Origin of the sequence: Maridesulfovibrio sp., assembly GCF_963677005.1 — a bacterium.
In the GTDB taxonomy this organism is placed as follows: Bacteria; Desulfobacterota; Desulfovibrionia; order Desulfovibrionales; family Desulfovibrionaceae; genus Maridesulfovibrio.
In genome coordinates this window covers 3459970-3485483 of record NZ_OY781616.1, presented here as the reverse complement: position 1 = coordinate 3485483, position 25514 = coordinate 3459970, and the positions used below count along the sequence as shown (strand labels likewise).

The following is a 25514-nucleotide window of genomic DNA, read 5'->3' as shown; positions in this document are numbered from 1 at the left end:
TATCCGTCTTCATGAAAAAGCACACCCGCACCTGAACAGGAGATTTACATATGACCGCAAAAGACATGCCCGATCCCTTTGACCTGCCGAAAGCCCTTGCCAGATTTTGCGGCGATACAGAACTTCTTGAAGAAGCCATAGCAATATTCAAGAGTGAAGCTCCGAACCTTCTTGATCTCATGAAAAAACATCTATCCAAAGGCGAAATAGAGAAGGTGGTAGGCTACGCCCATACACTTAAGGCGGAATGCGGTGCTGTTGGTGCGGTTCTGGCATATTCAGTCTGCGCGGCCCTTGAAAAAGCAGCCGGAAACAACGATATTGCAGAGTCCGAAGCGCTTAGTAAAAAGGCTGAGGCAGTGGTACGCGCCGCTGTTGCCGAGTTGCCGGACACAATTGTTTGATTTGACTGAACGGAGAAAAAAGACAACACTTTATACAACAAGTAACATATTTGCATCTTCCAATTGTTACACAGTTGTATTAACTGAGGCAAAACAATCACTTTTAACCGGACATGAAACAAAAATGAAAACAATTCTGATTGTTGATGATGATCCCAAAATGCTGGATCTGCTCAGGCATTATCTGCGTGATGAACAGTTCAATATATTATCCGCTCTTGACGGCGAAGAGGGTATGGAACTGTTTGAGTCAAACACAGTAGACCTGGTCATCATAGATATTTTCATGCCCAACATGGACGGAATACAGGCCATAATGGAAGTTAAGCAGAAAAACGCTTCCAGCAGAATACTGGTTATTTCGGGCGGAGGAGAATACACTGGTCTCGAATACCTGAAACAGGCCAAGGTACTCGGAGCAGGCGAAGCTCTGGTAAAACCTTTCAGCCGACAGGACCTGCTCAAAACCGTCCACACCATGCTGGCCTAGCCCGGGCCGGTATCACCTCCGCGAACAGGCCAGTCCAACCCCCAGGCCGACAAAAGCGGTTCCCAGCATTTTATTCACAGACCGTACCAGAAAAGATTCCTTGAAAACGTCTCTCAGACGCTGTCCCCCGCAGGCGTAAATCATCATGCAGGCAAAGGCTATGATGCAAAGCAGAATGAGCATTGCCGCGAAATGTCCCACCGAAGCCTGTCCGGAACCTATGAACTGGGGAAAAAGAGCACTGAAAAAGATAATCGCCTTGGGATTGCCCGCAGCAACCCAGAATCCCTGCAGAAAAAGCCTGCCTGAGGAAACTTCCCTGTCACTGCTTATCCCGGCTGAGTCCACGTTGAAATCTCCGGCCCTGAACACATTTATACCTATCCAGACAAGATAGGCTGCTCCGGCGTATTTGACGGCCATGAAAGCCGGTTCGGAAGCGGCAAGCAGGGCTCCAAGTCCGGCCATGGAAACCAGAGCCTGCAGAAAAGATGCAGCACAGTTTCCAGAAGCTGTGGCCAGCGCACGTCTTGTGCCGAACCGAATTCCGTGAGTCAGAGCCAGAATCATGCTCGGGCCCGGAACTATGGAAGCCAGAAAAACCGTAAGCACGTATACGGACCAGAACTTAACATCCATCAGCGTACCCCGCGTAAAAAAGCCGCAGCCGAAATATTTCGACTGCGGCGGAATATCATTCATTTTCGGACATCCGACTGGTCGGCTGTCACCTATTTGCTTTCCAGTTCAGCGGCAGCCTGCTCTACGGATTCGATAAATCCCTGCCGGGCTTCGCGTATCTTACCGGCCAGGCTTTCATCATGCAGAGCAATAATCTGCGCAGCCATCCAGGCAGCGTTGCGGGCGCCGACCTTATCAAGGGCAACGGTGCCGACCGGGAATCCCGGAGGCATCTGAACAGTCGCCAGCAGTGCATCCATTCCCCCGAGAGGAGAACCGCAGATCGGGACGCCGATGACCGGCCTGATGGTTTTTGCGGCAACAGCTCCGGCAAGATGCGCTGCCAGTCCTGCCGCGCAGATGAACACCTCGCACCCGCCCTCTTCAAGTTCCTTGACCAGATTGGCCGTTCTTTCCGGGGTACGGTGTGCGGATGAAACAGTAAACCGATGGGGAACACCCAGCTTGGTCAGCAGGTCGGAACAGGGCTGCATTGTGTCCTTATCCGAAATGGACCCCATGATAATAGCTACTTTTGCACTCATTTTCTAAGACCCTTGTTACCTATATCGCGACGAAAATAGGCTTTGTCAAAAGAAATACGTTCGACAGCCTCATAAGCCTTTTTCTGGGCTTCACCCAGATCGGCTCCAAGAGCGGTTACTCCCAGAACCCTTCCGCCGCTGGTCAGGGTCTTGCCGTCTTCAAATCTGGTTCCGGCCTGAAAGACCTTCACACCGTCTATCTTTTCGGCTTCTTCAATCCCGCGAATTTCCATGCCCTTGTCGTACGAGCCGGGATATCCTCCGGCAGCCATGACTACACAAAGAGTTGTCTCGTCCTTGAGTCCGACTTCAACTTCAGGGAGACGGCCCTCGACACAGGCGAGCATGATTTCAACGAGATCGCAATCCAGACGCATCAGCAGGGGCTGACACTCCGGATCGCCGAAACGGACATTATATTCAAGAACCGAAGGTCCTGCATCTGTATACATGAGTCCGGCGTACAATATGCCGGTAAACGGTTCGCCGCGCTGGGCCAGATGACTGAGGATCGGTCTGATAACCAGCTCCGCAGTCTCTGCATATTTTTCACGCGGAAGAATCGGAGCGGGGCTGTATGCGCCCATACCGCCGGTATTTGGTCCGGTATCTCCCTCGCCGACAGCCTTGTGGTCCTGAGCGGAAGGAAGCAGGGCATAATCCTCTCCGGAACAGAAAGCCAGAAAGGAAGCTTCTTCTCCCTTGAGAGCCTCTTCGACCACAACCCTGTCGCCGGCAGAACCGAAGACTCTCTTGACCATCATATCGTCAAGGGCTTCAACGGCTTCCTCTACCGAGGAGGCAACAACCACTCCCTTGCCAGCGGCAAGGCCGTCCGCCTTGACAACAATGGGAGCGCCCTTTTCTTCCACGAACGCCTTGGCCTGCTCAAATTCATCAAAAACCTGAAAAGGAGCGGTCGGCACGCCGGAATCCCGCATGGTAATCTTTGAAAAAGCCTTGCTGCCTTCGAGGTTCGCAGCATACGCTCCGGGGCCGAAACAGGGGATGCCCTCTTTTTCCAAGGCTTCCTTTATACCCAGCACCAGCGGAAGCTCAGGCCCCGCGACCACCAGGTCTATTTTGTTTTCCTTGGCAAAATTCACCAGTCCGGGCAGGTCGTCATCCTTGATGGGAACGTTTGTTCCCTCCAGGCGTGTTCCGCCGTTGCCGGGGGCGATAAATATTTCGGAAACCCTGGGGCTCTGGCCTATCTTCCAGGCCAGGGCGTGTTCCCTTCCTCCTGATCCGACTATAAGTATTTTCATGAGACTATCCTCTCCACAGATTAAGCTAGGCTTCCCTTAGAAAAATATCGCCATTTTGGCAAGGGAATGCATATCCGCAGGAACGAGTGTACACCATTACCCGTTTATACGCACGTCCGCAGCAATTACTCCCAGCAGATTCCCTGTGGTGCCGAAATACGGCCCGGAAACAGTTATGCAATTAAAACCGGTCGCGCTGGATTTGTATACATCGGAGATATAAATCGTCTTATCCTCCGCAACCCCGCGAAACCATTCCCGGTTGGACCAGTCGGTACCTAAAGCGGCACTGTCTTCCGCATAACCGTCCCACTGTCCGCTGATGTTGCTGACCACCTGTTTTCCGGTATGATCGGTAATATAGAGCAGTTCAAGAAAGCTGCTGTTACGCACAGCTGTACGCATGGCCCTTTCCTGAAGCGATCTGTCCATGGAAAGCACATCCCTGGACTTTGCAAGGGAATCGATAACTTCCTGCACACTCCCGTTACCGACAAGCTTGAAAACCCCGATAAGTTCGTCCAGTTCCAAGACACGACCACTCATATCGGATACGGCTTCAGCGGCCCCACTCATGGCGGAACCGGTTTCATCGGAGATGGTGTGCACTTCCGTGACCGCCTCACGCACCGCATTGCTGGCTTCGGCCTGCTGCAGAGCCTCCTCGGCAATCAGCCGTACTCCGGAAGAACTCTTGGCGGCCAGATCGACAATCTCACCAAGAGCCTGACCTGAACGGGAAGCCAGTTCCGATGCGTCACCGGCAAGCCCGGTGATCATGTTGACGCCGTCAACGGTTTTCAGCACGTGCTCCTGAATGCGGCCTATTTCAGAACCTACATCGCGGGTTGCTTCCATGGTTTTTTCAGCAAGGTTACGGACTTCATCGGCAACCACGGCAAACCCGCGTCCGGCATCCCCAGCTCTGGCAGCCTCAATGGCGGCGTTGAGCGCCAGCAGGTTGGTCTGGTCGGCAATATCGGAAATAACGCTCATGATGCTGCTGATGCCGTCAGCCTGCCGCCCCAGAGTCTCCACCCGTTCATTCAATTCGTTGGTATTGGTCATGACCGAATTGATCGACTCGATGGTCTGGTCCAGAATCTCTTCCCCCGAACGGGCTCTTTCAGCGGCCTGCTCGGCATCCACGGAAGCCGATTCGGCTCGTTCAACGGAGTTCCTTATCGAAACATCAATCTGCTCCATGGAAGTCACAACTGAAGACAGAAAATCAAGTTGCCTGTCCGCACCGGAACTGGCCCTTGAGGAAGCGCCGTCAAGGGTTGCGCAACTGCTCCGAATCCCTTCCACAGCCAGTTCAAGAGTTCCGGCAGCGGAAAGCAAACCCTTGCAGCGGGCCTGTTCGCCGTTGAGCCGGGCTTCCTCGGCCATTTTGTAGGCCTCAAGCTGTTTTGCAATTTCAATATCACACTGCCTTCCGGCATCAGCAAGTTCGGAAGTGACGGTGTTCAGATGCTTTTCCAGATCAGCCGCAGCCGGAGCCAGATTCAGAACGGCCTCGGAATCTCCCTTGAACGATGTCCCGCCGGCCAGACATTCCATCCAATTGTTGAGGGTTCCGCAGGTGTCTTTGATCTTAGCTGCGGAAAGTAAAATGGAAATGGCCGAAACAAGTACAGCGCCCCCGAAAAGTCCGAGCAGAGGCAGCACATTCTTACCTGAAAACATATCAGGGAAAACAATGAGCAGGACACAGACAATGCAAAACAAAGCAACATCTATGACCAGATGGATCATAAGCCTTGAAAACATAAATTCTCCTTGTCAGGTAAAGCGGATTGAATTGCTGCTGAGGCAACATGCCTGCGGCATGCTGAAAGGCGGCTTTGTGCTAGTGGTTGGAAAGTGCATATTCAAGGGCACTGACCAGCTCTTTCACGTGTTCACAATCCTCGATTTTCCCCCCCTCGGGCCCCTCGACATGAAACACATCAAAAACACTCTGCCCGGTGGTTGAAACACGGGCCATACGCAAATCAACATTCATCCTGGAAAAAAGCGCTGCCATATCGTAAAGCAGACCGGAACGGTCCTGCGCAATAACCTCTATCAACGTGCATGATTCACTGGAATCATTATCCACTGTTATCCTGGTCGGCACGCGCACCCTGCCCGGTCTGGCATAGGGCGAGTTGCGCTTCTTATGCAGCCGATAATCCAGAGAGAGCCTTCCGGTAAGCGCGTACATAACGGCCCTCTCCACCCGTGCCCAGATATCGGCAGGTCCGTCTTCAGCCGGAGACTCCACCAGAAAGGTGTTAACGGCTGTTCCGTCCGCCCAGGAGAAAATTTCTGCGGACAGGATATTAACCGAATGCAGGGCAAGCACCCCGCTCTGGGTGGCAAACAGAAAATCCTGATCCCGTGCAGTGATGACAAGTTTGACCCGACTTTCATCATCTGTAGCAAAACTCCTTACAAGATTGATGCCTTTTCCGCCCTTGCCTGACGGCTTGCGAACAAGATCCTTCTCGTAAAGGGCATTGAATTCGCGCACCTGCTTCATATGCAGGACTATATCTTCAGGGTCCTCTGCCAGCAGATACCGTTCAGGCATTGCCGCCAGCATGGATTCCACAACCTGAGGCTCGAAATCCCCGGCGGAGGCCAGCCAGACCCTGCGGACAGCATCATCCAGAATGTCACCGCTTTCTAGGACTGAATAGTTCTCATCGGTAAGAACAAGTTCAAGTCCGGCATAAATCTCGCGCAGTAACGCCTCGCTCCACGAATTCCAGACCCTGGGCCCGGTAGCCATGGAATCGGCCATGGAAAGAATAAACAGCATGCGCAGCCGGCGCGCCGAACGGACTGTCCCGGCTATTGACCGCAGGGACTCCACGGAACTGAGATCAAGGGCGCGCGAAGAGCGTACGAGCAGAAGATGCTCACGGACCAGAAAGACAACATCCTCCTTGAACCGGGCAGGCAGTCCGGTACGGGAAAGGATATCCTCCACAATGGCTGCCCCGCGCTCACTATGGTTTGCCCCGCCCTTGCCGATATCGTGAAAAAGGGCGGCAAGCACAAGGGCATCAAAATCACCTGTGGAAATACACTTTCCACCTTCGGCAAACTCGTCACGGAAGATATCGCAGCACTTATGCACGGTAAGCAGCGAATGGCGTCCGGGAGGATACTGGTGATAACCGTCATAGGGGACAAGTTCGGACACATTGGCAAACTCGGGGAGAAACGACTTGAAGAGTCCGCTGTCCAGCATTTCCAGAGAAGCGCGCCAGCCGTGTTCTCCCTTGAGAATGCCTATTAAACGCAGCAGAGCCTTTTCCACACTGACCCCTGCAGCGCTTTCTACCCTTGATACGGCTCTGCGGGCCTCGCGGGTAAGCGGTTCCCCGGTGCGGGCTTTGATCTCGAAAATCTTCACCCCCCTGTCGAGGTCAACCGGACCGTCGCAATCAATGAAGGAAAAGGAATCCCGCGCAAACGATTCCCGATACAGAGCATCGCCCATTGACCGGATGCGGACCATTGCCCGATGAACCATGGTAAGCAGATCATTACCGCGCTTTGCAGGATTATACCCGGCAACTCCGCACAGCGATGCGACATCCGGGAGCATATCCAGAATCAGCCTGTCCTGCTTGCGCTTCCGCAGGAGATGCACTGCGCAGCGGGTCCGCGTGATCAGCGACTCATCTCTGCACAGATCACCGAGATCATCCTGATTCAGAGGCGAAAAACCGCCCCGGATATCCGCACACCACCGGATGAACTGCACGTCCCGCAATCCGCCCCAGCCGTTCTTGAGCTCCGGCTCCAGAACAACGGAATCCATCCCGATCCCCGTTTTACTGCGGTTTTCCCAGAGAGTGCGGCAGAAGTCTCGACCGCAGGCAGGCAGAATTTTTTCCCTGAGCCCGGCAAATAGCGCCCTGAACGGCTCCTCGTCACCGGCGATGAATCGCAGGTCCAGCAATGAAGCCAGCACCTTGAAATCCTCCCCGGCCAAATCCAGATTGTCCTGTACCGAACGCACGCCATGCCCCACCTCAAACTTCAGATCCCAAAGCGGATGGAAAAGAAAAGCGGAAAGCTCCTCCAGATCCGTACCGGACATGTAGTCGGAGAGCATCAGCACATCCAGGTCCGAGTGCGGAGCCAGTTGGCCGCGCCCGTACCCGCCTACAGCAACTATTGAAAGCCGTTCACCCGGCGAGAGTATTCCGGCTGCAACAGCCTCAGAGACTCTTTCCGTGAAATAGCAGTCCACCAGCCTCGACATCTGCTGCGGAAAATCCTGCGGCATGCTTCTGGAGCATGCCGCAAGAAGTATTTCCCGCGCTGCGAGCAGATTTTCTATCGCACCTCTTGAAACAAGGCCGGCGGTTGAATCCGGGATCATTTCTAGATAGCTTCGGGTCCGGTTTCGCCGGTGCGGATACGCACGACTTCTTCAACAGGGATGACGAAAATCTTTCCGTCACCGACTTTTCCGGTCCTTGCGGCCGCGCTTACCACCTCGATTACTTCGGGCACACGCTCCGCTTCGACCACGATTTCAATCTTGGTCTTGACCAGAAAATCAACCTGATACTCGGCGCCGCGGTAGACTTCCTTGTGTCCGCCCTGGCGGCCGAATCCCTTGACTTCGGTTACCGTCATCCCCTTCAGCCCGAGGGAAGCAACTGCTTCCTTCACATCATCGACCTTGAACGGCCTTACAATTATTTCAATCTTTCTCATAAGAAGAACCTCATTATATGTTTGCACCTGGACCATACGGTCCCAGCCGCGGCCTTACGAGCCACCATGTCATACTTTCCAAACTAAATCTGATATCCGGTTTCGCTGTGTTCGGAAAGGTCGAGACCGGCGACCTCACCTTCTTCTGAAGGCCTGAGTCCGTAAAGCTTATCGATAACTTTAAACAGTATCCAGCTTACAACAAAGCAGTATACCCAGGTGGCGACGCAGGACTTGGCCTGAATCCAGAGCTGCGCGGGATTTCCGTAAAAAAGCCCCTCTGCCCCGATGCTTGCGAACAGCCCCGTTGCAAGAGCCCCGAAGGTTCCGCCAACGCCGTGAATACCCACAACATCAAGGGAATCGTCGTAATTGAATTTGGACTTGAGCAGCACTCCGCCGTAGCAGATTGCGCCCCCGCCCAGTCCGATGACAATGGAAGCCATGGGGGTTACGAAACCGGCCGCAGGAGTAATGGCAACCAGCCCGGCAACAGCACCGGAGGCAGCACCGAGAGTAGTCGGCTTGCCGGCATGCATGGTCTCAACCAGCAGCCAGCCCAGAACGGCGGCGGCAGCGGCAAAATGGGTGGTTACAAAAGCATTGGCGGCAAGACCGTTGGCTGCAAGCGCGCTACCGGCATTGAAACCGAACCAGCCGACCCAGAGAATACCGGCTCCAAGCAGGGTCATGGGCAGGTTGTGGGGAATGAAAGGTTCGCGTCCGTGGCCCTTGCGTTTACCTACTACAAGGCAACCGGCCAGCGCCGCGGCTGCGGAACTCATGTGAACAACGGCTCCACCGGCGAAGTCGAGCGCACCGTCGCTGCCCATCCAACCTCCGCCCCAGACCCAGTGGCACATGGGAGAGTAGACGAGAATCACCCAGAAAGTTGTAAAAATAACCAGTGCGCCGAACTTCATGCGTTCCGCAAATGCTCCGGTAATAAGCGCCGGAGTAATTACTGCGAACATGCACTGGAAAATCATGAAAAGAAGGTGAGGAAGATTATCGGCAGGACTGTTGAGCGTATCCATGCCCACACCGTTAAGGGCGAAGAAATCCATCCCCCCGATGATGCCGCCGATATCAGGACCGAACGACAGGGTATAGCCTATGATCGCCCAGACAATGGAAGCAAGCCCGAGCATGATGAAACTCTGCATTATGGTGGCAAGAACGTTTTTGCTGCGCACCATACCGCCGTAAAACAGAGCCAGCCCCGGAGTCATAAACATGACAAGAGCCGCACATATGAGAATGAAAGAAGTATCAGCCGGATTCATTTTCTACAAACCCCCGTTGTGTTTTTTTACAATTCTGTTTCTAACCCCGGTTTAACCAAGATCGTTTTTTACAAACTTGCAAACAATTACCTTCAAAAATGAACTTTCCACTACACTAAAGCACACTTTATACCAAAATCGGCACCCTTCTAACTCAAAGAGCCACAAAAAGATACCCAAAATACATATTTGCAATTTTCAGATTTTTTATACCTTCAAAAAAGTAGTTTTTATACATTAAAACAAAAATACAACCGAGCAACCGAGAAACAGGACAGGCAAATCGGGGTGAAAAACGCAATTTTATAACACTGTGATTCCGAAAAACACCAACAGACAAAACTGCGTACTCTGCAGAAAAATTTTTTTATAAGGTCTGTACAGCCAGAAAATATGGACTTGATGAAAAAAGACTGCATAAAAAATTTGCAATGACGGTTAAAATGACTTGCTGCCCGAGGGAAGGAACGATGTTCCGGGGAAACTTCGGCTGCAAATCGCAATAAGGTGTAAATAAAGTTGTTTTTTACACGGACGTTGCACTCAACATTTTTTATGAAGTTTGTAAGGTATCTTCCGCTCCCCGGAAACAGTTGGAAACTGCATGTTTGAAAGGAAATTTATTACATAATTGTTGACTTCAACAGAAATGTATTTAAAAACGCTAATTGATATTCAATTTCAACAGAAGGATGATGGAATGAAAGTCATACGCATAATTCCGATTTTTCTGGTTCTCACTGTAATGCTCGCAGGCAGAGGATACGCCGATCCCTTGCAGATCACGGTATCCATTGTTCCCCAGAAATATTTCGTTGAAAAAATAGGGGCAGACCTTGTGCAGGTAAACGTGATGGTCCGGCCTGGAAGCAGTCCGGCGACCTATGAACCGCAACCCCGGCAGATGGCACAACTCAGCAGGGCGGAAATCTATTACGCCATCGGTGTTCCATTTGAACGGGCCTGGCTACCGCGATTCAAAGGGGCCAATGCGGACCTGAATATTGTGGACCTCAGCAGAGAGGTGGTCCGTGTGCCCATGCAGGACCATGTTCACCATTCGGGCGAACCGAAGCATGTACCCATGGACAAAGGGGAGCATCACGACAATTTCATAGCCGACCCCCACATCTGGCTGTCTCCTCCGCTGGTACGCGTTATGGCTATGAAGATACGCGATACGCTCATTGAAAAGGACCCGGTTCATGAATCATTATACCGCAACAACTACATTAAGTTTGCGGCGGAGATAGACTCGCTTGATACCGAACTGCTGAAACTTTTTTCCGATGCCCCCAGGGGAGCAGGATTCATGGTCTATCACCCCTCATGGGGATATTTTGCCAGAAGCTACGGCCTGCGCCAGATACCTATCGAAATTGAAGGCAAGGAGCCAAGCCCCAAAGAGATGGGAGAACTGATCGAAATTGCAAGGAAGAATTCTGTATCCGCAATCTTCATTCAACCTCAGTTTTCACGCAAAAGCGCAGAGGCCATAGCGTCGTCAATCGGGGCAGCGGTTCTGGTCGCAGACCCGCTGGCCGAAGATTGGGCTGAGAACTTAAGGAACGCCGCGGCGGCATTCCACAAGAATGCCGGATAACCGGTCTTGATTTTGCCGCAGAAAACCCTGGACTGAACCGCAGCCCTCATCTTTCCGCAAGGCTTAAGGAAAAACGACCACTCCCCGGCATGACGCAACCAGGCCGCCCCGCAATCTAATGATCGCGGGGCGGCTTTGCATTATCCGGGAAGCAATGTATCCTGTGCCGACAATACGCGGAAAGGAGAAAGCATGCGTTCTTTTTTTATTTCAATGGCATTCATGTTCGGGGCTCTTGCACCCACGCAGGCGGGGGTGAACATGCGCTTACGCGGCTTTGTAGGCGACCCCGTTCTTGCCGCGCTGATTTCATTTGCTGTGGGCACACTGGTCCTGCTTGGATATGCGATAGCTATGCGCATCCCGGTACCGGAAGCTTCCACCGTGTTCAAAGGCCCCTGGTGGATGTGGACCGGAGGATTCATGGGAGCCTTTTTCGTGGCCGCGGCAGTAATAGTGGCTCCTATTCTCGGAGCGGGCACCATGATGTGCTGGATGGTGGCCGGACAGATGGTGGCTTCCATTCTGCTGGACCACTACGGACTCATAGGTTATGCCGTGCGGGAGGCTACTCCGGGCCGCATAGCCGGGGCGGCACTGGTCGTGATCGGCGCAGTGCTTATCGAAAAATTCTAGCTGACAAACCTCTTTATAAGGAGCGGGTTGTGCCGACAATTTTGCGCAAGTATTTCAGGTTGCTTATCCATAATACGGAACTGGTCTGCCGCATGATCAAAATCGAACATTCAATCTTTGCGCTGCCGTTTGCCTACATGGGGCTCTTTCTGGCTGCCGGGGGTTGGCCCGGCTGGAAACCTTTCGCCCTGCTGACAGTGGGCATGGTCGCTGTGCGATCTTTTGCCATGGCAGTAAACCGGCTTTTCGACATCAATATAGACAGCGAAAACCCACGGACCAGAACCCGTCCGCTGGTGACCGGAGAACTCAGTCCTCTGTTCACTTTCTGCTTTATTGTAGTCTGCGGGATAATTTTTGTTCTGGCGTGCAAGGGCATGAATGAACTCTGCTACAAGCTTTCCTTCTTCGCCCTGTTCTGGTCGGCATTCTACTCGCTGGCAAAACGGTTCACCATGATCTGTCACTTTATTCTCGGCTCTGTACTCGGACTTGCACCGGTTGCAGGCTGGCTGTGCGTGGCCCCGGAATTTTCCATGACCGCACTGCTTTTCTTCTGCGGGGTGCTTTTCTGGGTTGCCGGGTTTGACATTCTCTATGCAACTCAGGACCGCAAATTCGACCGGGAACATGAACTGAATTCAATCCCTGCCAATCTGGGGCTGCAGAAATCTCTAAGCATTTCCACCTTCAGCCACGTAAACACCGTGATATTCTTCCTGCTTGCAGGCCTTTCCGCCGGGCTGGGCTGGATATATTTCAGCACCATCGCAATCATCGGAGCAATCCTGATTCTGGAGCATCAGGTCATTTCAGCCGAGGACATGAGCAAGGTAAACATGGCATTTTTTACCTTGAACGGAGTTATTTCCGTTCTTGTCTTCGTAGGGACACTGGCAGACATCCTGCTCTAAACGCCTGCTGGCAGCACCCTGCTTAGGGACACAGCAACTCTTCACCGAACAAAAAACGGAATCGGCACAATTACAGTGCCGGTTCTTTTTTTTAACAAAGACTCTCCGGATAAACCCTTACACAATTTACGCAATTTCTAACCGAGTCAGCCTTCAATGCTTCAGAAAGGTTCCATTTGTTACAGATGTGTAAAAAACGTATCGACAATTTAATTTCCAGACATTAACCTGTGCGCGCGAGGTGTTTGTATTAGTATCGGGATTGAAGGCTTGAATCAGGAGTCTTGCCTGGTCTGAGGGTTTTGAATGGACACCGCCGATATTTTATTACCGGCGGGTCCATGAACAGAACCGAGGACTTGGGCACGGCAACCACAAGGAGAGCTTTCATGACTGGGAACGATGCGCAAATTTTAAGGCCGGTTGCCGGAGTTTATTTCGGCATGCTGGCGATCGCGGGGGCAGCCTGCGTCCTTTTTCTGTATACTTCCGGAGGAGCAGAAGTTTCTGGCTGGAAGCTTACCGCTATTCTTTTTTCCTTTTTTGCAATTCTCGGCGCGGCGTTGCTGTACATGCTGCAAAAAATTATCGCGTGCCCGGTCAAATGCGTTGCCGATCTGTCAGACCGACTCCTTAACGGCACTTACTCCGAAATGGACCGCTGCTCCTCCTACGCCCTTGGCGGATTGATCGAGTCCGTCAACCGACTCGGCGATGAGTTCAAAAAAAATCTCGGTTTCAACAGAAGCATACTCGAAGGGTTGCCCATAGGCTGCTGTATTGTCGACATCAGTGAAAAGATCACCTTTCTAAATCAGGAATGCATGGATATGATCGGATCCCCGAAATCTCCTGAAGCATACTATGGGCGCACGCTTTCTCAACTTTTTTACAATGATGACCGAAAGGCCCTCATTGGATACTGCATGGAGGAAAACCGCAGGGAAACCAACCGTGAGGCAATATTCAAACATACCGACGGCAGCGACATAAACGTACTTGCGAACCTCTTCCCTCTTCATGACATTGAAGGAAACGTTATCGGCGGTTGCTGTCTCTATATTATCACCACCGAACTCAAAAAACGGGAAGCCCAGATTACCAATCAGAATGAAAGGATTTCCGCAGCAGCCGAAAAAGCCGATGAAGTGGTCAACGAGCTCAGCGAGGCTGCAGCCCGACTGCACGAAATGGTCGGTGAAGCCCGCAGCGGCGCGGTTGTTCAGAACGAACAGACAGTCCAGACCGCAGCAGCCATAGAACAAATGAACGCGACCGTCCTTGAAGTCGCCCGCAATGCACAGGAAGCAGCCGGAGACGCTGATAAATCCAAGAAAAAGGCTGAAGACGGGGCCAGAATTGTCGGAGAGGCCATTGAAGCCATCAACGTTGTGGCCGGACAGGCAAAGACACTGAAAGAATCCATGGAAGATCTGGACAGCAGATCCAAGGAAATAGGTAACGTACTCGGCGTAATCGAAGATATTGCCGACCAGACCAACCTGCTGGCACTCAATGCCGCAATCGAGGCTGCCCGAGCCGGAGAAGCAGGACGCGGATTTGCCGTTGTCGCGGACGAGGTGCGCAAACTGGCCGAAAAGACGGTACAGGCGACAGCGGAGGTTCACAAAGCAGTTTCAGGAATTCAGGACGGGGCGAAGGCAAACGTAAGAGCAACAGAAGAAGCTGTCCGGGCCGTAACAAGAAGTACGGAGTTGGCAGGCAATTCCGGCAACGCGCTCAGTGAAATCGTCACTATGTCCGAGTCAACGGCAGACCGTATCCGCCATATTGCCACTGCCGCAGAACAGCAGGCTTCCGCTAGTGAACAGATCAACCAGTCGGCCGTAGAGGTCAGCCGGATTTCCGGAAAAACGGAAAAAGCCATGCTTCGCTCAACGGAAGTCATCGGAAATCTTTCAAACCTGGCCGGAGAGCTCTCCGGCATAATATCCGACATGCAGTAGACCGCAGCAGAAAAGGATCTGCCCGGCACACGGTTCTCAGTCCCGAACTCTTTCCGGTAGTTTTACCACGGTATGACAAGCCCCCGTCGATCATGGCGGGGGCTGCTTAGTTTCCTCACAACCTGAGGAGTTTTTTCTTCTTCAGTCAGAACCCGTAACGCAGGTAGTCCTTGTCCTTGCGGTTGATCATCTGCATGTAGCGGTAACGGCTCTTGACCTGCGCCTCCTCAAGGAGAGAATAACCTGTATTCCGGCATTTTTCGCAGGCATCGTGCGGGATTTCCACACCGAACCCCATGGGCCCGTTTTCCCGCTGCGTTTCCACCTTCAACAGTCCCCGGCAGTTGTCGCACAGAAGCAGAGACTGGGTCTGGGATTCAGTTATTCCTTCGGTATCATAAAAAATATTCCGATGCCGTACCGACCAGTTCCCACTGACAACGCCCTCGCAACTCTCGGCAGGAGGATGAAAATAAACATCCCTGATACCGTCGCAGAGTCTGGCTATGTAATTCATTATTTCATCGGACTCACGCAGAGCATCGGGATTGAAGCCGGGCTCGCGCACATGCGAATAATCTATGCCGGCCATTGCCAAACTTATGCCCAGGTTCACGTACGGCAGTGCCCCCTGAATGGCATAGCCGCCCTCAAGCACTGCAATATCGGGCTTGAGCAGGGAGTTCAGCGCCGCGTAACCCTGAGCCGAAAAATTCATGTTCGTGATCGGATCGGTGAAATGGTTGTCCTGCCCGGCGGAGTTGATGATGATATCCGGCTTGAAATCCTCCAGTATGGGCATGACTATGTTTTCCATGACCAGCATGAAACCGGCGTCGGAAGTTCCCGGCGGCAGAGGTATGTTTATCGTGCGCCCCAGAGCTTTCGGACCTCCGGCTTCCCTCGGGAATCCGGTTCCGGGATAAAGGGTCCGCCCGTCCTGATGCATGGAGATGAACAGGGTATCGGGATCATGCCAGTAGACGTCCTGAGTGCCGTCCCCATGGTGACAGTCGGTATCGACAATGGCAATCCGCTTGTGACCGTACTTTTCGCGGATGTACTCGCACATGATCGCTTCAATATTGATCGCGCAGAACCCCCGTGATCCCTGCACGGTTTTCATGGCGTGATGCCCCGGCGGACGCACCAGCGCAAAGGCCCGGTCACACTCGCCGCTCATGACCAGTTCTCCGGCCTTGATGGCTCCGCCTGCGGAGATAAAATGGGAACGGGTGGCCACGGCCTCGGCCTCCGGAAAACAGAAATGCACCCGTTCAATATCCTCGGTGGAAGCCACTTCCGGTTTATATTCGCGAATGCCCTCAATATCGAACAAACCTTCTTCGCGCAGTTGGTCCTGAGTATAGAGCAGCCGCTCTTCCCTTTCGGGATGGGTAGGTGAAATTGCCCAGTCGAAGGCGGGGAAGAAAATGATTCCCAGTCTGTTATCAGCCTTGAGCATCTTAACTCCGTATTATGAATATGTCCGGACAACGCCGGGTTTGATCTGGCACTTGACCCTGATATTACGCCCTACAGTGCTTACCCCGTTGACCATATTGAATGAGGATGAAGAGGTGACCTGCGCATTCGAACCGTCCGCCGCCACATGCATTTCTCCCAGATGGGCCAGCAGATGGTTCATGGCGTCCCTGCGGGCATCTTCCAGATTGTAGTTGCGGGGGATATTCTCCCTGTGTCCGAGAGAGGGGATGAACATGAGTCCGCGCTCGGTATCGGCGAAGAGCTCAAGCTCTGTTGTTGTTCTGGTCAGTGCCGCACCGATGGCGTTGGCCACATCGTAATTTTCAGGGACTTCGGTGGAAAGGCGGAATTTACGGAAGATATCCATCTTCAAGGACTTGGCGGGACCGCCCATGATGTAGACCTTGCGTGGAACTATCCGCCTGTTTTCAAGAAGCTCGTGAATTGTGTACACGGGCTGACGGTTTATCTCTTCGACCAGTGTTCTGGTGGAGGAATGAATCCTGTCCACGGCATAGGCTATTGCCCGTTCGGCCAGATCATCAGGTTCCAGACCCTTGGCTGCCGCAAATCCGGCAAAACCGCTCTTTGAGCCGTTGATGTTTCCGCAATCGCATGAACCTTTCCAGATAAGCGCATCGGTAAGGGTGGGAATCTCTCCCCCGAAGGCAATGGAGGGCCCCAGTCTGTTGGGACCGGTGCGGACAACTCCGTCAACCACGGAGATAGCCGAATCCCCTCCTATTCCTATGGAATGGACCTTGAGAGCACGGACCAGTGTCGGGTGAGAACCGATGTCTATGCCCTCCTGTTCTATCAGGGGGCTGCCGCCTGCAAAGACGGCTATATCCGTTGTTGTACCGCCGATATCGAAAATTATGGAATCATGGGTAATGTTGCAAAGCGCGATAATCCCCATGACGCTGGCCGCAGGACCGGAAAATATCGACTGAACCGGAACCTGCCGGGAAAGGGGCAGCGGCATGGTTCCGCCATCGGCCTTCAGAATATTCACCTTGATATGCCCCAGCCCCATTTCATCCAGAGTTGCGGTTATGGCATCGGCAAAGGAGTTGAAAACTCTCCAGACCGCGCAGTTGTAAAAGGCGGTGGAAATGCGCCGCGGAAAATTAAGGCGTCCGGTCAGTTGGTGTCCCAGAGTGATGAAATCCGCATTATCACCGACAGCCAGTTCAATGGCCTTTTCGTGGGAAGGGTTGCGGGGCGAGAACTTGGTCACCGCCGCATAGACTTTGATCCCGGATTTGCGGCAGGAGGCAATCGCCTCTTCCAGAGCCAGATTGTCGAGCCGTTTTGTTTCCGATCCCCGGTGATCCAGTGAACCTGGAATTACATGAAAATCCTTGCAGACCATAAACGAATGGGGATCCAGTCCGGGACCGGCGGAAACAATGACACCCACATCCTCAAAATTGCCCTCGACAATCGAGTTTGTGGACAGAGTGGTACTCAGATTAAGTTGTTTTATACGCGCCGGGTCGGCGTTGCGCACAATCTCGCCAAGAGCGGTTCTGATGGAAGAAAGCAGGTTGTCATGGTCGGTGGGGACCTTGACCTGAGCCTCAATCCCGCCGGGACCCAAGGCCACAGCATCAGTGTGGGTGCCGCCCACGTCGATTCCGAGAAGGAGCATCTGATAAATCCTTGAAATTTTTCCCGCATGAACAATCGGGAATTTGAAAGACCGGGTTCAAACCTTGAAATCCGGCAGGAGCAGTTCCGGCCACTGTGCGTATTATCCGGATTTTAAAACAAGCTTTTGAATATCACCCGGCCGTCACCGTAGTAAAGTAGTTTTCCCGTAAGCGGCATAAACTTGTCCGTGAACGGTTCATAAGGCGGATTTGCTGATTCCCAGTTTTTTCATGCGCGAATCGAAAGTGGACCGGTTGAGACCCGCTGCGCGTGCAGCACGGCTTACGTTCCAGCGGAACTTGTCGAGCAGAGCCATAACATAGACACGCTCCATTTCCTGCCAGGAAAGATCGGTCAGCCCATCCGGACTGAAAAGAGCCGGCGGCTCTGATTGAACTGCTGGATGCCTCTTTCTTTTTTCAGGCTCTGCCGGCACAGCATCCGAGCCCGGCTGCACTATGTGGGAAGGAAGATCGGTGATGCGGACAGTATCTCCCGGAACCATGGCCTGAAACTGCTTGATGGTATTTTCCAGTTCCCGGATATTACCGGGCCAGGTATAGCGGCGCATTGCCTCCATGGAAGCGCTGTCCATTTTTTTGGGCAGCATGTGGCTGTGCAACGCCTCCCGGTTGAGAAAATAATCCGTAAGCAGAGCCACATCATCGCCTCTTTCACGCAGGGCCGGGAGCTTGAGAGGAAGGACATTCAGCCGGTAATACAGGTCCTCCCTGAACCTCCCGGACCGCACATCCTCCTCCAGATTACGGTTGGTAGCGGAAATAATGCGTACGTCTATCTTTTTTGCCCATGTTCCGCCCAGCGGCTTAATCTCGTTTTCCTGCAGCACACGCAAGAGCTTGGCCTGCAGATTTATATCCATGTCACCTATTTCATCCAGAAATACGGTTCCCCCGTCTGCCGCTTCAAACAACCCTGATTTATTGGCCCCGGCTCCGGTAAATGCGCCTTTTACATATCCGAAAAGCTCACTTTCAAGCAGATTTTCCGGAATGGCACTGCAGTTCTGGGTCAGAAAAGGCTTATCCGCTCTGGAACTCTGGGCATGAATCTCCTCGGCAAACAGTTCCTTACCGGTCCCGGACTCGCCGTAGAGAATAACGGGGTAGCTGGTTGCCCCGTAGTTGTTAACCAGCTTGAGAGCCTTGTTTATCGAAGGACTCCTGCCGACAATATTTCTCTTGCCCCGCATGGAACTGAGGGCCCGGCTGAGCTGGGCATACCTGTGCTGCTGCCGCTGAAACTCCAGAGAGTTGCTGAGGGTAATCGCACCAAGATCTACGAGGTCCTGAAGCATGGTCAGATAATCGGGGTCAAGGTTCAGCCGATCTCCGGCCGCGCTTGTATCAATAACCTGCACAGCCCCGTACACATCCTTGCCCTTCAGCAGCAGGGGAAAACAAAGAATCAAGCGGCTCTTAACCTTGAAATTTTCCTCTATTACACTGTGATGCCGGGCATCACCGGACTCAGCGATGGTCATCCTGCCGTTCTTGATCACCCAGCCGACAATGCTGTTCTCATCCGGGGAAAGTTTCAGTCCCTTGACGCTTTCACTCTTATTTCCAAGCGATTCGACACATTCGTACATGCCGTCCTTCGCAAGCCATAGGGACCCCCTTTCCACATTCTGCAACTGCAGCAGCAAGGTCAGCATTTTTTTCTGCAGCTTTTCTGGATCGAGTTCCTGCGAGAGGGCTTTATATTCATTGATTGACAAGGTCATGATCTGGATGCTCCAAACTATCTATTCTGACATTTTGTAATATTGACTAAATATCGTAATTTTTTTGAATGATCAACGCGCGATTATTCCCCACACACATAAGCCCTAAAGCCCGACACCAGATAACAGACTGTAAATAAACAATATTTTTTAAAAATAAATATGTGGCACGCAAACTGCTTATGAAGAAGCAGCTTGTTAGTCAAGTATGGACCGGGAAGCCCACTCCACCTCCCCGACCCCTCCGGGCTTTCCGGTCCATAACCATACTCACGAAACTCTTCGATCGCAGTTTTTCCTACTATACATGGAGACGAACCAATGACCGGTGTAGAATCGTTAATATCTATGCATCGTAAGGACATGAGCCTGTTGCGGGATGAGACCCGCAAATCCAATAAAGAAAGAAAAGCCCGCCTGCGCGATATGGATCAGGCGTTTTCCGACCTGCGCGGCAGGCTCAGCGCAGAAATGCCTACCAATTCCTCACCCCTGAAATTTCGCGGCGCTGTGGCATTCATGATCACCCTGCTTGGAGTGCTGAGTTACTGATATTTCCTTATCCGGAACAACCGGCATACCGACGTCAGCCAAATAAGCCCTGCTACTCTAAAAAGTTGCAGGGCTTTTTATCTTCAAGCCACCTCGGGCAAACTCCGTGTAACACTGCCAAGGCTAAAATATCTCCAGCAGATCATTGCTGCACAAGGCCGGAATATCCGCTTTCATTTGCCGCCACGGGATTTAACGAACTGGGCTATTTTATAATCCTCCCGCAGGATGTGCTCTATCAGCCAGTTGGAGATGAATTCCTGCATCTCGCCCCAGGAGACATGTTCCTTGCGGAATCGCGCAGCCTGATAAAACTTAACCCTGTCCTTGAACTGCTTGTGAATCTGCCTGTGCCTGTTGAGATCGGGATAATCGATCTCGGTCATAAACTGTTCCTCGGAATTGAAATGGTGGACGGAATACTCCCGCAGTTGCCCAAGAAGCCGGTCCACTGCAGCATCGCTTTTGCCCTGCCTGACGCTTTCAAGAACACTGTTGACCGCACTGATCAACGCCTTGTGCTGATCGTCTATTTCCGAGACTCCGAGATTAAGCCCGTTGTGCCATTCAAGTTTGCCCATATCGTTCCCCATATAAACAAATTCTGTCATTATTATGCATAAAACCTCACGTCCATTCAACGTGAAAAATCAATTACACCGAAAAGCTGTCAGACCTAAGGAGGCACAGAAACCAACCGGTCAAACGCAACCGCCCCGACAACTCAAAGCTGCCGGGGCGGATGCGTTTTCTGCAATACAAAGACAGGCACGGCCCATTGGCCGGACACAGAAATCTCAAATCTTATGGATTAGAAGGAGTACATAAAAAAAGCCGCTTCAACTGAAACGGTAGTGGGGCTATCACCTGGCCCCCGGACAGAAAGCCGGGGCAGAGGAACGGTTTCGGGCCAGTGGAGCATCCTTGGCTCCGATTGCGGCAAATGTGGGCGCGCAACGGCTGGAGCTTTTTTTCATGGCGATACAAAAAAGATCGCGAGACTGCTCCTCTTCTTTCATGCGCTCCACACTTAGAATATTGAACCCGCTGGACAGACTGCGAATCTTTTCTTCACTGAAAAAATGTACTGCCAATCGATCTGCTTCGAAAAGCTCCTCGCCCAGATGCTCGCCGACCCGATAATTTCCGTCGAAAATACTGCACACGGAATAGAGGGCCAGACCTCCGGGTTTCAAAATCCTGTGCATCTCACTCAGCAGACAGGAAATCTCGCAGGTAGTAAGCTCCATGCACAGCAGCATATGCGCATAACAGGCATCGAAACTTTCATTTTCAAAGGGCATGCACATGCGCAGATCAAAACAGCGCGAATCAATACAGGAAGAAAGACCGGATTCACCGCAGCGCTCATTCAGCGCTCCGATAGCAACAAAGGAATAATCAAGCGCGGTAACCCGGATACCGTTTTCGGCAAAAAGAAATGTGTCCCGCCCCTGACCGCAACCGGCATCAAGAACCGTTTGCACGCCGTTTTCCCTGAAAAGCGCAAGCGACTTTTCAGCAAACAGACTCGGGCTCTCTCCGAAATAGGCCTCTGATTCGGAAAAAACCTCGTTCCAGAGCGCGCGCTGCTCGGTAGTGGCGTTCATGACAGACTTCATTCCCTCTCCTTTTAGCAACCGGTTAGGTAGGTAATATTACACTACACCGGACTTTTCAACCGGATATGCCTGTGAAGAATACGTCACATTTTTTCAAAACGGGCAGAGCGGACTGTGCGTAATGATAAAAACAAACTGTGGTCCCTTCAGTTCCCCTGCCTGTCCATGCTGCGATAACTGATAGCCTCGGCCAGATGTGGAACGGAGATGGAATCCTCTCCGGCAAGGTCGGCAATGGTCCGGGCGATGCGGAGTATACGGGTATAGGCCCGCGCGGAAAGCCCCAGGCTGCGAACAGCCTGTTCCAGAAATCTGTGCTCCGACTCGGTAAGCGCACAGAACTTTTCAAGGGATGATCCAGACAGTTCACTGTTGGTGAGTATGGGCATGTCCCTGTAGCGTTCGGCCTGTATCTCGCGCACTCTTTCTATCTCACATCTCATGGTCGCGGAATCCAGACCGGAAGAATCCCGCAGATCCTTGTAATCCACAGCCGGGACCTCTATCTGGAGATCAATGCGATCCAGCAGCGGACCGGAAAGGCGGGAATTATAGCGGGCCACGGCCTGCGGCGTGCAGGTACAGGTGTGATGCTGATCAGTCAGATAGCCGCACGGACAGGGGTTCATGGCCGCGACAAGCATGAAATCGGCTGGATAGGAAAGCGACATGGCCGCACGGGAAATAGTTACTTCCCCTCCCTCCAGAGGCTGGCGAAGCACTTCGAGAACATTTTTCTTGAATTCGGGCAGTTCATCCAGAAAAAGAACACCCCGGTGAGCTAGTGAGACCTCTCCGGGTTTGGGATACGCTCCGCCACCGATGAGTCCGGCATCGGAAATGGTATGATGGGGAGCCCGGAAAGGCCGGGTGACCATCAGGGCCTCATCCCTGCCCAACATCCCTGAGACACTGTATATTTTGGTGACCTCAAGAGCTTCTTCAAAAACCAGCGGAGGCAGTACGGTAGGAATGCGGCGGGCAAGCATGGTCTTGCCGCTGCCGGGAGGGCCGATGAAAAGTATGTTGTGATTACCGGCCGCGCCAATCTCAATGGCCCGCTTGGCATGCTCCTGCCCCTTTACTTCCGAAAAATCCAACGCATACTTCTGTCTTCCCGCCCAGAGATGAGCCGTATCCACGCACGAAGGAGCAATTTCCCTGCTTCCGTTCAGAAACTCGACAAGTTCGGAAAGGCTGCTTACAGAATAGACCTTAAGGCCCTCCACAACAGCGGCTTCATTGACGTTTTCAGGTCCCACGACAAGACCGGCCGCACCTTTTCGCCGGGCTTCAATCGCCAGCGGCAAGATACCGTGCACGGGCTTCAACTCCCCGGAAAGAGAAAGTTCCCCGGCCAGATACCAGTTTTCAAGATTGGTCTGATCAATAACTCCGGCGGCTCCGAGAAGAGCTGCGGCCAGAGGCAGATCATACGCCGACCCCGCCTTGCGCATATCCGCAGGAGCGAGGTTGACGGTGATTCTTGATGGAGGCAGCCGGAACCCGCTGTTCCTTAACGCGGAAAAAACCCTCTCCTTGCTCTCCCGGACGGCACCCTCAGCCAATCCGACCATAGTAAATGAAGGCATGCCCTGCCGGGTAAGATCAACTTCCAGATCAACCTTGAATGCGTCTATGCCCATGAGCGCGGCGCAGGAAACTTTGGCTATCATAAAACCAACCATTCTCCGATGCTGTTAACGCATCCTTTTAAACCAGCAAGCACATGAATTTTACACGGGATTATTCGGAAACAGAAAAGCCGAATCCAACGAGCTTTACGCCGGAAAATAGCTGTCCGTCTCCGGCAGCATAATAAAATCATACGCCCCGGATACCCGGAAGCCCGAATTCAGGACACGGCATATTTCTTATAATTACAGAAGCTCCCGCATATTCGGGACAATCGCCGGAACATTTTTCTTGTACTCGAAATATTCCTTGCCGAAAACTTCCTCAAGCCGGGCTTCTTCTTCAGGGATGTATTGCAGGAATTTATAGTAGGCCACAACACTCATCCCGAAAAGCAACCATGACTGGGTGGCTATGGCGCTTCCGGGAAAAATGAACACTATCCAGGCGAAATAAAGGGGATTGCGCACAATGGCAAAAGTTCCGGACTTTTCCAGACGATTTTCCTGCACAGCCTTTTTCACAGCCACCCAGGAAATAAAAAGAAAGGCAAGACCAAGGCCTAACAGCATTCCGCCCAGAATATTGAATGCGGCACTGGGCAGAAAAGTCATCAAAAAAATTCTTGGGAAAAACAGTGTGATCGCTAAGACAACTATACCGTAGATTGCGGTAGGCCGGAATATCCTCGGCCCGACTCCGTAGATATCAATTCTCCCGTCTTCCATGATCCCTCCAGCATTCTCCGGTTCAACTGCAGTATCCGCCAGCATGTTACACGCTTAAATACTGAGATATCATTGAAGCTTTTTGCCACGGCTGTCAACGCCATCAAAAAAATGGCCGGGACAGATAAATCCTGGACAATGCGCTACCCCGGCTGCGAGCTTTCACCGCCGGACACGGTCCTGCGTTCAAGCTCACGCCACAGCGCACCGAAGGAAACGGCAGCATCGGACTTGGGGTCGTAGGCGAACAAAGGCAACCGCTCAACGCCCATGCGCTCCACATTGGCCCTGGCCGGGATGCTGTTATCACAGAACACGCCGGGAAACTGCTTCTTACTCTGAAGAATCATCATACGATGTCCGCTCTTCCGCCGGTCGACCATGTTGAAAAAGGGTATGATCTGCGCCGTGGTGTCCGGGATACCCGCAAGATACTCGCTGACCTTTAAAAAAGTCTGTTGCGAAAGCACGGCAGGCACAAGCGGCATGAGGATATAATCGGAAACAGAAAAAACAGCATCCGATAAGTTCGAAATACTCGGCGGGCAGTCAAAAACAAACACGTCGTATTCGTCAGTGAAGGATGAAAGAATCTTGCCCATTTTCTTCTTTGATTTTTTGCTGTCGTCCAGCACCAGATCCATATTGCGGTATTCAAACCCAGCAGGAATTATGGATAGATTGGGGTAGGGAGTCGGCTCCACAAGACTTTTGATCATCTTCTTGTCTTTGACGATCTTCTTGAGCTTTGTATCCTGCAATGTTTCAACTCCCAGGTGAAAGGTCGCCGCACCCTGAGGGTCCAAATCCCATAACAATGTCCGGAATCCGTTTGCAGCGTACAGATATGATAGATTTACTGCCGTTGTAGTCTTCCCGACCCCACCCTTCATGTTGTAGCAAGCAAGTGTTTTCATAAAGAAATACCATATGAATATGTTTTACCAGCAATGAATGACAAAACCATGTTGCAAATCATGCCCAGTCAATTGTTACAGTTGTGTTACAGAAAAACAGATCAAAAAAACAGTCTCATCACACAGAGTTAAGACGCAAACGACCTCCGAATAATCGTTTCTTGTCTACACATAACTCAAATACAACACAAATCAAAGACACACAATGCGTCTTGCACCGGAATACGTTTCATAAAGAAAAACAAAAAAAAGGCGATCCGCATAAACGAATCGCCATTACTGAACTTAAATATTGCTGTTTCGTGAGAAACAATCTTTCTGCGGCCTGTCAGGCAGAAACTGCCGGATCGGGCAGAAAGACAATATCCATTTCCTTGCCCAGCCCTGCCATGAATTCACGGAACTCGCGTTCCTGATGGGGGCTGTAGCGCAGCAGCAGTACCCCCCTGAACCTGTCAGCAATTGTGAACAGGGCAAGATTGTCCTCTGCCTCCAGAAGAAACCGGAACATTGCTATGTCCGAAGGCTTTATCTGTACGTAGGTGCGCCCGGACTGTGCCGGAGGAGGAGGGCATGGACGCGGTCTTCTTTTTCGTGCCATTCTTTTTCAATTCCTGTGAGCAATTAAAATCAATCCGAGTCCCGCT

23 protein-coding genes are annotated in these 25514 nt (G+C 52.1%); 7 read left to right on the top strand and 16 right to left on the bottom strand.

Annotated features, from left to right (window positions below):
- Nucleotides 1–50: 50 nt before the first annotated feature.
- Nucleotides 51–404, top strand: coding sequence for an Hpt domain-containing protein (locus ACKU4E_RS15370; RefSeq protein ID WP_320171963.1), 354 nt, complete (start codon nucleotides 51–53; stop codon nucleotides 402–404).
- A 124-nt stretch (nucleotides 405–528) separates the two neighbouring features.
- The gene (locus tag ACKU4E_RS15365) at nucleotides 529–894 is read left to right on the top strand and encodes a response regulator (RefSeq protein WP_320171962.1); all 366 of its coding nucleotides are present in this window, start codon (nucleotides 529–531) and stop codon (nucleotides 892–894) included.
- Nucleotides 895–906: 12 nt separating this feature from the next.
- Here ACKU4E_RS15365 and ACKU4E_RS15360 read toward each other — a convergent pair whose 3' ends face one another.
- The 7 genes from ACKU4E_RS15360 to ACKU4E_RS15330 all read right to left on the bottom strand — a co-directional run bounded on the left by ACKU4E_RS15360 (nucleotide 907) and on the right by ACKU4E_RS15330 (nucleotide 9402).
- Nucleotides 907–1596 carry a LysE family translocator gene (locus ACKU4E_RS15360; RefSeq protein ID WP_320171961.1) on the bottom strand — a complete coding sequence of 230 codons (690 nt, stop codon included), beginning with the start codon at nucleotides 1594–1596 and terminating at the stop codon, nucleotides 907–909.
- A gap of 29 nt (nucleotides 1597–1625) precedes the next feature.
- On the bottom strand, nucleotides 1626–2120 hold the full coding sequence (purE, locus tag ACKU4E_RS15355; RefSeq protein WP_320171960.1) for a 5-(carboxyamino)imidazole ribonucleotide mutase: 495 nt from the start codon (nucleotides 2118–2120) through the stop codon (nucleotides 1626–1628).
- The gene (purD, locus tag ACKU4E_RS15350) at nucleotides 2117–3388 is read right to left on the bottom strand and encodes a phosphoribosylamine--glycine ligase (protein WP_320171959.1); all 1272 of its coding nucleotides are present in this window, start codon (nucleotides 3386–3388) and stop codon (nucleotides 2117–2119) included. Before purD ends, purE begins: the two co-directional genes overlap by 4 nt.
- Before the next feature lie 96 nt (nucleotides 3389–3484).
- Complete coding sequence (locus ACKU4E_RS15345; RefSeq protein WP_320171958.1) at nucleotides 3485–5161, bottom strand: methyl-accepting chemotaxis protein; 1677 nt, start codon at nucleotides 5159–5161, stop codon at nucleotides 3485–3487.
- Nucleotides 5162–5240: 79 nt separating this feature from the next.
- Nucleotides 5241–7775 carry an ACT domain-containing protein gene (locus ACKU4E_RS15340; protein ID WP_320171957.1) on the bottom strand — a complete coding sequence of 845 codons (2535 nt, stop codon included), beginning with the start codon at nucleotides 7773–7775 and terminating at the stop codon, nucleotides 5241–5243.
- A 2-nt stretch (nucleotides 7776–7777) separates the two neighbouring features.
- Complete coding sequence (locus ACKU4E_RS15335; protein WP_320171956.1) at nucleotides 7778–8116, bottom strand: P-II family nitrogen regulator; 339 nt, start codon at nucleotides 8114–8116, stop codon at nucleotides 7778–7780.
- A gap of 83 nt (nucleotides 8117–8199) precedes the next feature.
- Nucleotides 8200–9402 (bottom strand): ammonium transporter, encoded by a 1203-nt coding sequence (locus ACKU4E_RS15330; RefSeq protein WP_320171955.1) that lies wholly within the window; start codon nucleotides 9400–9402, stop codon nucleotides 8200–8202.
- 700 nt (nucleotides 9403–10102) lie between these two features.
- Between ACKU4E_RS15330 and ACKU4E_RS15325 the strand changes: the two genes are divergently transcribed.
- The 4 genes from ACKU4E_RS15325 (at nucleotide 10103) to ACKU4E_RS15310 (ending at nucleotide 14522) form a co-directional block, all read left to right on the top strand.
- On the top strand, nucleotides 10103–11005 hold the full coding sequence (locus ACKU4E_RS15325; RefSeq protein ID WP_320171954.1) for a metal ABC transporter solute-binding protein, Zn/Mn family: 903 nt from the start codon (nucleotides 10103–10105) through the stop codon (nucleotides 11003–11005).
- A 192-nt stretch (nucleotides 11006–11197) separates the two neighbouring features.
- Nucleotides 11198–11641, top strand: a complete 444-nt coding sequence (locus ACKU4E_RS15320) for a DMT family transporter (protein WP_320171953.1) — start codon at nucleotides 11198–11200, stop codon at nucleotides 11639–11641.
- Nucleotides 11642–11670: 29 nt separating this feature from the next.
- Nucleotides 11671–12555, top strand: a complete 885-nt coding sequence (locus ACKU4E_RS15315; protein ID WP_320171952.1) for a 4-hydroxybenzoate octaprenyltransferase — start codon at nucleotides 11671–11673, stop codon at nucleotides 12553–12555.
- 389 nt (nucleotides 12556–12944) lie between these two features.
- Nucleotides 12945–14522 (top strand): methyl-accepting chemotaxis protein, encoded by a 1578-nt coding sequence (locus ACKU4E_RS15310; RefSeq protein WP_320171951.1) that lies wholly within the window; start codon nucleotides 12945–12947, stop codon nucleotides 14520–14522.
- A 145-nt stretch (nucleotides 14523–14667) separates the two neighbouring features.
- On the opposite strand, the gene ACKU4E_RS15305 is transcribed toward ACKU4E_RS15310, so the two are convergent.
- The 3 genes from ACKU4E_RS15305 to ACKU4E_RS15295 form a co-directional block, all read right to left on the bottom strand.
- A complete protein-coding gene (locus tag ACKU4E_RS15305; RefSeq protein WP_320171950.1) occupies nucleotides 14668–15987 on the bottom strand; it encodes a histone deacetylase in 1320 nt (439 codons plus the stop codon).
- A 12-nt stretch (nucleotides 15988–15999) separates the two neighbouring features.
- Nucleotides 16000–17664 carry a hydantoinase/oxoprolinase family protein gene (locus tag ACKU4E_RS15300; RefSeq protein WP_320171949.1) on the bottom strand — a complete coding sequence of 555 codons (1665 nt, stop codon included), beginning with the start codon at nucleotides 17662–17664 and terminating at the stop codon, nucleotides 16000–16002.
- 198 nt (nucleotides 17665–17862) lie between these two features.
- Nucleotides 17863–19413 (bottom strand): sigma-54-dependent Fis family transcriptional regulator, encoded by a 1551-nt coding sequence (locus ACKU4E_RS15295; RefSeq protein WP_320171948.1) that lies wholly within the window; start codon nucleotides 19411–19413, stop codon nucleotides 17863–17865.
- A 321-nt stretch (nucleotides 19414–19734) separates the two neighbouring features.
- On the opposite strand from ACKU4E_RS15295, the gene ACKU4E_RS15290 reads away from it, so the two are divergent.
- Nucleotides 19735–19965: a hypothetical protein gene (locus ACKU4E_RS15290; protein WP_320171947.1), complete on the top strand. Its 231-nt coding sequence runs from the start codon at nucleotides 19735–19737 to the stop codon at nucleotides 19963–19965.
- A 173-nt stretch (nucleotides 19966–20138) separates the two neighbouring features.
- Here the strand turns inward: ACKU4E_RS15290 and ACKU4E_RS15285 are convergent, their stop codons facing one another.
- From ACKU4E_RS15285 to ACKU4E_RS15260, 6 genes are all read right to left on the bottom strand, one after another.
- Nucleotides 20139–20546 carry a bacteriohemerythrin gene (locus ACKU4E_RS15285; RefSeq protein WP_320171946.1) on the bottom strand — a complete coding sequence of 136 codons (408 nt, stop codon included), beginning with the start codon at nucleotides 20544–20546 and terminating at the stop codon, nucleotides 20139–20141.
- 282 nt (nucleotides 20547–20828) lie between these two features.
- On the bottom strand, nucleotides 20829–21587 hold the full coding sequence (locus ACKU4E_RS15280) for a class I SAM-dependent methyltransferase (protein WP_320171945.1): 759 nt from the start codon (nucleotides 21585–21587) through the stop codon (nucleotides 20829–20831).
- Nucleotides 21588–21733: 146 nt separating this feature from the next.
- A complete protein-coding gene (locus ACKU4E_RS15275) occupies nucleotides 21734–23263 on the bottom strand; it encodes a YifB family Mg chelatase-like AAA ATPase (RefSeq protein ID WP_320171944.1) in 1530 nt (509 codons plus the stop codon).
- A gap of 204 nt (nucleotides 23264–23467) precedes the next feature.
- The gene (locus ACKU4E_RS15270) at nucleotides 23468–23950 is read right to left on the bottom strand and encodes an isoprenylcysteine carboxylmethyltransferase family protein (protein ID WP_320171943.1); all 483 of its coding nucleotides are present in this window, start codon (nucleotides 23948–23950) and stop codon (nucleotides 23468–23470) included.
- Between the two features lie 143 nt (nucleotides 23951–24093).
- Complete coding sequence (locus ACKU4E_RS15265; protein WP_320171942.1) at nucleotides 24094–24867, bottom strand: AAA family ATPase; 774 nt, start codon at nucleotides 24865–24867, stop codon at nucleotides 24094–24096.
- Between the two features lie 328 nt (nucleotides 24868–25195).
- Nucleotides 25196–25468, bottom strand: coding sequence for a DUF4911 domain-containing protein (locus ACKU4E_RS15260; RefSeq protein WP_320171941.1), 273 nt, complete (start codon nucleotides 25466–25468; stop codon nucleotides 25196–25198).
- Nucleotides 25469–25514 lie beyond the last annotated feature (46 nt).

Coding starts and splice junctions, on each gene's coding strand:
- ACKU4E_RS15370 (WP_320171963.1), top strand. CDS start 51: ATGACCGCAAAAGACATGCCCGATCCCTTTGACCTGCCGAAAGCCCTT.
- ACKU4E_RS15365 (WP_320171962.1), top strand. CDS start 529: ATGAAAACAATTCTGATTGTTGATGATGATCCCAAAATGCTGGATCTG.
- ACKU4E_RS15360 (WP_320171961.1), bottom strand. CDS start 1,596: ATGAATGATATTCCGCCGCAGTCGAAATATTTCGGCTGCGGCTTTTTT.
- purE (WP_320171960.1), bottom strand. CDS start 2,120: ATGAGTGCAAAAGTAGCTATTATCATGGGGTCCATTTCGGATAAGGAC.
- purD (WP_320171959.1), bottom strand. CDS start 3,388: ATGAAAATACTTATAGTCGGATCAGGAGGAAGGGAACACGCCCTGGCC.
- ACKU4E_RS15345 (WP_320171958.1), bottom strand. CDS start 5,161: ATGTTTTCAAGGCTTATGATCCATCTGGTCATAGATGTTGCTTTGTTT.
- ACKU4E_RS15340 (WP_320171957.1), bottom strand. CDS start 7,775: ATGATCCCGGATTCAACCGCCGGCCTTGTTTCAAGAGGTGCGATAGAA.
- ACKU4E_RS15335 (WP_320171956.1), bottom strand. CDS start 8,116: ATGAGAAAGATTGAAATAATTGTAAGGCCGTTCAAGGTCGATGATGTG.
- ACKU4E_RS15330 (WP_320171955.1), bottom strand. CDS start 9,402: ATGAATCCGGCTGATACTTCTTTCATTCTCATATGTGCGGCTCTTGTC.
- ACKU4E_RS15325 (WP_320171954.1), top strand. CDS start 10,103: ATGAAAGTCATACGCATAATTCCGATTTTTCTGGTTCTCACTGTAATG.
- ACKU4E_RS15320 (WP_320171953.1), top strand. CDS start 11,198: ATGCGTTCTTTTTTTATTTCAATGGCATTCATGTTCGGGGCTCTTGCA.
- ACKU4E_RS15310 (WP_320171951.1), top strand. CDS start 12,945: ATGACTGGGAACGATGCGCAAATTTTAAGGCCGGTTGCCGGAGTTTAT.
- ACKU4E_RS15305 (WP_320171950.1), bottom strand. CDS start 15,987: ATGCTCAAGGCTGATAACAGACTGGGAATCATTTTCTTCCCCGCCTTC.
- ACKU4E_RS15300 (WP_320171949.1), bottom strand. CDS start 17,664: ATGCTCCTTCTCGGAATCGACGTGGGCGGCACCCACACTGATGCTGTG.
- ACKU4E_RS15295 (WP_320171948.1), bottom strand. CDS start 19,413: ATGACCTTGTCAATCAATGAATATAAAGCCCTCTCGCAGGAACTCGAT.
- ACKU4E_RS15290 (WP_320171947.1), top strand. CDS start 19,735: ATGACCGGTGTAGAATCGTTAATATCTATGCATCGTAAGGACATGAGC.
- ACKU4E_RS15285 (WP_320171946.1), bottom strand. CDS start 20,546: ATGGGCAAACTTGAATGGCACAACGGGCTTAATCTCGGAGTCTCGGAA.
- ACKU4E_RS15280 (WP_320171945.1), bottom strand. CDS start 21,587: ATGAAGTCTGTCATGAACGCCACTACCGAGCAGCGCGCGCTCTGGAAC.
- ACKU4E_RS15275 (WP_320171944.1), bottom strand. CDS start 23,263: ATGATAGCCAAAGTTTCCTGCGCCGCGCTCATGGGCATAGACGCATTC.
- ACKU4E_RS15270 (WP_320171943.1), bottom strand. CDS start 23,950: ATGGAAGACGGGAGAATTGATATCTACGGAGTCGGGCCGAGGATATTC.
- ACKU4E_RS15265 (WP_320171942.1), bottom strand. CDS start 24,867: ATGAAAACACTTGCTTGCTACAACATGAAGGGTGGGGTCGGGAAGACT.
- ACKU4E_RS15260 (WP_320171941.1), bottom strand. CDS start 25,468: ATGGCACGAAAAAGAAGACCGCGTCCATGCCCTCCTCCTCCGGCACAG.